Origin of the sequence: Rhodopila sp. (assembly GCF_035548235.1) — a bacterium.
GTDB lineage: Bacteria > Pseudomonadota > Alphaproteobacteria > Acetobacterales > Acetobacteraceae > Rhodopila.
Genome location: NZ_DASZTJ010000284.1, coordinates 23,349 through 29,751 on the forward strand (window position 1 = coordinate 23,349; position 6,403 = coordinate 29,751).

At 62.5% G+C, this 6,403-nt stretch carries 6 protein-coding genes; all 6 read left to right on the forward strand.

Features of this window, described 5'->3' with window-relative positions; all coding sequences use genetic code 11:
• Positions 1-110: 110 nt before the first annotated feature.
• On the forward strand, positions 111-2,045 hold the full coding sequence (locus VHB27_RS23080) for a glycosyltransferase family 2 protein (RefSeq protein ID WP_325605042.1): 1,935 nt from the start codon (positions 111-113) through the stop codon (positions 2,043-2,045).
• 201 nt (positions 2,046-2,246) lie between these two features.
• Positions 2,247-3,494, forward strand: coding sequence for an ABC transporter substrate-binding protein (locus tag VHB27_RS23085; RefSeq protein ID WP_325605044.1), 1,248 nt, complete (start codon positions 2,247-2,249; stop codon positions 3,492-3,494).
• A gap of 27 nt (positions 3,495-3,521) precedes the next feature.
• Positions 3,522-4,391: a branched-chain amino acid ABC transporter permease gene (locus VHB27_RS23090; protein WP_325605046.1), complete on the forward strand. Its 870-nt coding sequence runs from the start codon at positions 3,522-3,524 to the stop codon at positions 4,389-4,391.
• Positions 4,388-5,413 (forward strand): branched-chain amino acid ABC transporter permease, encoded by a 1,026-nt coding sequence (locus tag VHB27_RS23095; protein WP_325605048.1) that lies wholly within the window; start codon positions 4,388-4,390, stop codon positions 5,411-5,413. Before VHB27_RS23090 ends, VHB27_RS23095 begins: the two co-directional genes overlap by 4 nt.
• Positions 5,410-6,156, forward strand: a complete 747-nt coding sequence (locus tag VHB27_RS23100; RefSeq protein WP_325605050.1) for an ABC transporter ATP-binding protein — start codon at positions 5,410-5,412, stop codon at positions 6,154-6,156. The genes VHB27_RS23095 and VHB27_RS23100 overlap by 4 nt, the downstream gene beginning before the upstream one ends.
• A 2-nt stretch (positions 6,157-6,158) precedes the next feature.
• A partial coding sequence (locus VHB27_RS23105) for an ATP-binding cassette domain-containing protein (RefSeq protein ID WP_325605052.1) occupies positions 6,159-6,403 on the forward strand: 245 nt, incomplete at its 3' end.

A 6,403-nucleotide genomic window follows, 5' to 3' on the forward strand; every position in this document is an offset into this window, starting at 1 on the left:
CATACATGGCCGTATGGTAAGGGACGAACATGGTGACGGAAGTTACGGTCGGCTTTCCTATAAAGGCATCCCCGGGATCCCATCTCATATCAAGCTTGGAACAAATGCCTTTGGACTCCGATGAACTCACGGTTGGCAATACCGACATCAATTGTTCCCTTGAGGACATCCGCCCGACCTCCCTTTCCCACGATGCCCTGACCGTAACAGTCGTCATGACAATTCATAACGATGCCAGTACGGTCGAAGCGGCGCTGCTTTCGGTGTTTCAGCAGACGAGGCCGGTCAGCGAAGTCATCGTCGTCGACATGTGCTCAACCGATAAAGGTCCTGACATCGTCCGAAAGCTGGCTGAACGCCACCCCATCACGTTGGTAACTCAACCAAGGGAGGACAAATCCGGCCCACGCAATTTCGGTGTCCGCCATGCCCGCGGCGACCTGATAGCGCTGCTGGACCGGGGCAATCTTTGGTATCCCACGCATCTGGATGCTTTGATCCGCCCTTTCCAGGTCGTCCGGCATCGCCCCTTGGGCTGGACGTACGGCAATATCGACGAGATCGATTGCAAGGGCCGGATCCTGGTTCGCTCCACGCTGGATCCGGCTGACCATCCAAAGGCGGACATCGCCGATTGTCTCCGTCAGGACATGCAGGTGCCTTTGCCGGCTTCACTGATCGCCCGCCGCGCATTGGAGGCTATCGGCGGCTTCGACGAAGCTTTGGGCAATTATGTGGGGGACGATGTTTTCACACGACTCCTTCATGCCGGATACGACAGCGTCTTCCTTGACGTGCCCCTGACGCAGAAGCGCGTTTCGACGGGGGAGCAGGCCGCTCCAACGAGGCGAATCGCTTACACCCGCAAGCTGATGGATGCCCATCCGGACCAGCGGGAATTGATCGCATCTCGGTTCGTGGTCGATCAGCTCGCCGAGACACGCCAGGCTCTCGCTATCCACGACGATGCCCGTATCAGCCACTGCCTCGCGGAACTGGATTTCCTGGAACGCTACCTGGGACCAGGTCCGTCGCCCGGACTAAGCCAGCGCGAGCTGCTGATCACCGTCGTCATACCGTTGTACAACGGGGGCCGGTTCATCGAGGAAGCCCTGCGCAGCGTTTTTCGCCAAACCCGCCAGCCCGACGAGGTCATCGTCGTCAACGATGGTTCCACGGACGATGGTTCGGCCATCGTTCAGCGCCTGGCGGAGGAGTTTCCCATTCGGCTGATCGACCAGGCAAACGCGGGTCAATCGGCCGCGCGCAACCGCGGCGTCGATCAGGCGAGCGGGGATCTCATTGCTTTCCTCGATCAGGACGATGTCTGGTACCCAAACCATCTCGAAAGGCTGCTGGAACCGTATCTCGAGAATCGCGCCACGGAACTGGGCTGGTCGTACAGCGACCTGGATGAAATCGACGAGCAGGGCGGTACGGTCATCCTGCAAGTCTTGCAGCATCATGCTTTAACTCATCCAAAGCGCAACCTGATGACATGCCTGGCCCAGGACATGTTCATTCTTCCTTCGGCTTCGCTTGTTTCCCGCAGGGCGTTTCGCAGTGTCGGCGGTTTCGACGACCGCTTGTCTGGTTACGAGGATGATGACCTGTTCATGCGATTGTTCCGGGCGGGCTTCGACAACGCGTATATACCCGAGTCGCTATCGAAATGGCGCATATACCGGTCCAGCAGCTCTTACTCGCCAAGGATGGCGATCAGCCGCGAGATATATGCGCGCATGCTGATCTCACGATTCCCGAATGACCCGGAGTCGAACCGATATTTCGTCCGCGATCTGATCGCGCCGCGGTTTTTCCGACAGATGTCGATGGAGCTGTGTCGAGCCGTTCTCAAAGGCACGCGCGAACAACGCGCCTCTGCCTTGGCGAACCTGACTTTCATCAGCGATCATCTCCGTTTCAGTCTCAGGATCCCGATAAAGCTGGTCATACTCCCAACCCTTCGGATCAGGCCGGTCGCCCGCTTTGTTGTGACACATCGCCGAGCGCTGCTCACCATTACCAGGCGTTTTCTTCCGTAAGGCATTTCAACCGACGGCTGTGATGGCCAAGGCATCGGTGACGCTGTTCCCATCGGACGCCGTGACTCGTCCCATTGGGAAACGTGATTCCATGCATGCGGTCAAATGATTACAAAAAACCCACTCGACGTGTCGATTCGCGACGCATACATTCCCCCTCAATAGCGGACTCAAACACACCGCCTAACAGGGAGAGCGTCTATGTCGATCGTATCCGGCCCCCGCCTGGGTCGCCGCCGTCTACTCCAGTCCAGCCTGTTGATCCCGGCGCTCGCCGCGCCGCCGCTGATTTCCGCCCGCGGTGAAACGCCCGTGAAGATCGGCATGGTCGATCCCTTGACCGGGATCCTCTCCGCCCTGGCCGCGAGCGAAGTGGAAGGTGCCAAATATGCTGTTGATTTGATTAACAAATCCGGCGGCATCCTAGGGCGACCGGTCCAGCTCCTGGTGGAAGATTCGGCGAACGACGTCGGCACCGGCGTGCAGAAGACCCACAAGCTGATCGAGCGGGACAAGGTCGACGTCATCTTCGGCGACGTCAATTCCGGCATCGCCTATGCCATGTCACAGGTCACGACGGCGGCGAAGGTGCTGCATATCGTCCCCGGCGGCCACACGGATCCGATCACCGGCACGGACTGCAAGTGGAACGTCTTTCGCATCTGCAACACGACGTCGATGGACGCTTCGGCCGTCACCGGCGACCTGATCAAGCGCTTCGGCAAGAAATTCTACTTCATTACGCCTGACTATGCCTATGGCCATACGCTGCAGGATGCATTCGTCAAGAACCTGAAAGCCGTCGGCGGCGAGTTCCAGGCCGCGGTGCTGCCGATCAACACCACGGAATTCTCCGCCACGCTGATCCAGGCCAAGGCCTATAAGCCGAACGTGCTGCTGAACAATATGGGCGGCCTGGCGCAGATCGACTGCATGAAGCAGTTCGTGCAATTCGGCATGCAGAAGGAAATGGCCCTGGGCGGCGCCCTGTTCGAGCTGGAGAGCATCAAGGCGGTGCCGAAGGAGGCGCAGGCCGGCACCTGGGCGATGGAGTGGTGGTGGGACCAGCCGAACGTGCCGGAGGTCGCCAAGTTCGTCGCCGATTTCCGCAAAGCCGCCGGCAAGACCCCCAGCGCTCGCCATTGGTTCGGCTTCACCGCCGTGCATTCCGTCCGCCTGGCGGCCGCCAAGGCGAAGGCCGTGGACAGCGTGAAGATGGCCACGGCGATGGAGGGCCTGGAGCTGCCGCCGGACATCGCCCTGCAGCCGGGCAAGATCGTCTATCGCGCCGGCGACCACCAGTTGATGTCCAACATCTTCGTGGGTGACGCCCATCCGCCGGGCAAGGGCGGCCCGGACGACGTGTTCACCGTCAGCGCCGTCGTGCCTGGCGAAAAGGCCGCCGGTTCGGTCGAACAGACAGGGTGCAAGATGGTGCATCCCGCCTGATCCCCTCAACCAAAAGGGATTGGGCCGATGCTCCAACTCATCCTGTTCAACGTGACCAACGGGCTCATCATCGGCACGTTCTACGTGCTGATGGCCCTTGGGCTGTCGCTGATCCTGAACCTGTCCAGCGTCATCAACTTCGCCCACGGCAATTTCCTGGCGCTGGGCGGCTACATCGCGTTTGTCCTGACGCCCTATATCGGGTTCTGGGGGGCGCTGATCGTGTCCCCCATCATCACGGCGCTGCTGGGCTTCATCGTCGAGCGGCTGATGATCCGCCGGGTCTATCCGCGCGATCCGGTCTACAGCCTGCTGCTGACATTCGGCCTCGCTTTCGTCATCCAGGACGCATGCCGCTACATCTGGGGCCCCAACGGGCTGCCGTTGACCGTCCCCGACGCGCTGTCGGCGCCGCTGTCGGCGGACCTGTTCTTCATCACCTGGTATCGCGTCTTCATGGTGGTGATCGTCGTCCTGGCGGTCCTCGGGCTGTTCGCCTTCCTGCGCTACACGCGGGTCGGGATCCGGATCCGAGCAGGAACGCTCGATCTGGACACGGTGTCGGCGCTGGGGGTGAACGTGGGGATGCTGCGGTCGATGAACTTCGCCGTCGGCTCCCTGCTGGCCGGCCTCGCCGGCGTGCTGGCGGCGGGGCAGATCGGCCTGAACCCCAACATGGGCGACGACCTGCTGATGCCCAGCTTCATCGCCATCATCGTCGGCGGCGTCGGCAGCCTGACGGGCACGCTGATGGGCGGCCTGCTGATCGGCGTAGCCGCCGCGCTGACCGCCATCGTCTGGCCCGCCGCCAGTGAAGCGGTGATTTACGTCATCATGCTCCTTGTCCTCATCGTCCGTCCCCGCGGCCTGATGGGCGAGGAAGGAATGCTGATATGAGCGTATCTACGGAAACCACGCCGGCCGCGAACGCGCCCGCCGACACCGGGTCCGTGTCGGCGTCCGCTAGGATGCCGGGGCGCTATCCCTGGCTGACCGGCGCCATCATCTGGGCGCTGTTGCTGACAGTCCCGTTCTGGCTCCCCGCGCTGGGCGGGTATACCGCCCTGGCGGGCCGGGTGCTGGTGCTGGGCCTCGCGGCCATGTCGTTCAACATACTCCTCGGGTTCACCGGGGTCATGAGCTTCGGGCACGCGGCCTATTTCGGCCTTGGCGCCTACGGGGCCGGGCTGACGCTCCGCTACCTGACGCCGAGCACACCGCTGGCGATCCTGGCGGGCGTGCTGCTGGGCGGGATCGCGGGCACCGTGTTCGGCAAGCTGATCGTCCGGCGCCGCGGCGTCTATTTCGCCATGGTGACGGTCGCCTTCGGCCAGATCGTCTTCTATATCGCCTACAGCTGGGACAGCCTGACCGGCGGCTATGACGGGCTGCGCGGCTTCACCCGCGCACCGATCGACCTGTTCTTCACCAAGCTCGACATCGCCAACAACGACACGCTCTTCTACTATTTCCTGCTGGCCGTTTTCGGTGTCGCCACCCTGCTGCAGGCGTTGATCCTGGCCTCACCCTTCGGCCGCACCTTGCTGGCGATCCGGGAAAACGAACGGCGTGCCCGCTTCCTCGGCATCCCGATCGAGCGGCATATCTGGCTGTCCTTCTCCATCTCCTGCGCGTTCACCGCACTGGCCGGCGCGTTGTATGCGCTGCTCAACAACTTCGCGGACCCGATGGGGCTGCACTACTCCCTGTCGGGTGAGATCGTGATCATGGCGGTGATGGGCGGCATGCGCGCCTTCTGGGGACCGCTGGTCGGCGCGGCGCTGTTCGTGGTGCTGCAGGACTACATCTCTTCCATGACGACGAACTGGATGTCGTTCGTCGGGCTGATCTTCATCCTGGTCGTCCTCTTCTTCCCCCGAGGCCTCCTGGGCATGCTGCAAAGGAGTTCGGCGAAATGACCATGCTGGATGTCCGCAATGTCACCAAGCGGTTCGGCAGCCTGACCGCGGTCAGCGACGTCTCGATGCAGGTCGCGGCGGGCGAGCTGCGGGCGATCATCGGCCCGAACGGCGCCGGCAAGACGACGTTCTTCAACATGATCTCGGGGTTCTTCGCCCCGACCGCCGGGGACATCGTGTTCGACGGCAAGGTCGTCACCAAGGTTCCCGTTACCGGGCGCGTCTATATGGGCATGGCCCGCACCTTTCAGATCACCGAGATCTTTCCCGAACTGACGGTGCGGGAAAACGTCCGGATCGGCGTCGAATCCGCCCAGAACGTCCGCACGCGCCTATGGCTCAGCGCCGCGGCCAAGGCGGAGATCGATCGCGGCATCGAGGAAGCGCTGACCCTGACCGGCTTGACCGGCAAGGCGGACCGGCTGGTCGGCGAACTCTCCCACGGCGACCAACGTTCGGCGGAAATCGCCACCGCGCTGACGCTGAAACCGCGCCTGCTGCTGCTGGACGAACCCACGGCCGGGATGGGCGAGCACGAGACCTACGCCGTCGCGAATTTGATCCGCCGGCTGCATAAGAACAGCGCCTATACGATCGTCCTGATCGAGCATGACATGCGTGTCGTGTTCAACCTCGCGGACAAGATCACGGTGCTGGCCGAAGGCAAGCTGCTGGCCGAGGGCACGCCGAACGAAATCGCCGAAAACACGGTCGTCCAGGCCGCCTATCTGGGACAAGCCTGACCATGAGCGCTCTGACCGCCGAAGGCCTGAACACCTATTACGGCAAGAGTCACATCCTGCACGATGTCGGCCTGACCGTCGCCGAGGGCCGAATCACCACGCTGCTGGGTCGGAACGGCGCCGGGAAGACCACGACGCTGCGCAGTCTTGTCGGCCTGACTCCGCCACGGTCCGGCCGCGTGACGCTGTTCGGCCGGGACATCACCGGCCTGCCGCCATACCGCATCGCCGCCGCCGGCGTCGGCTA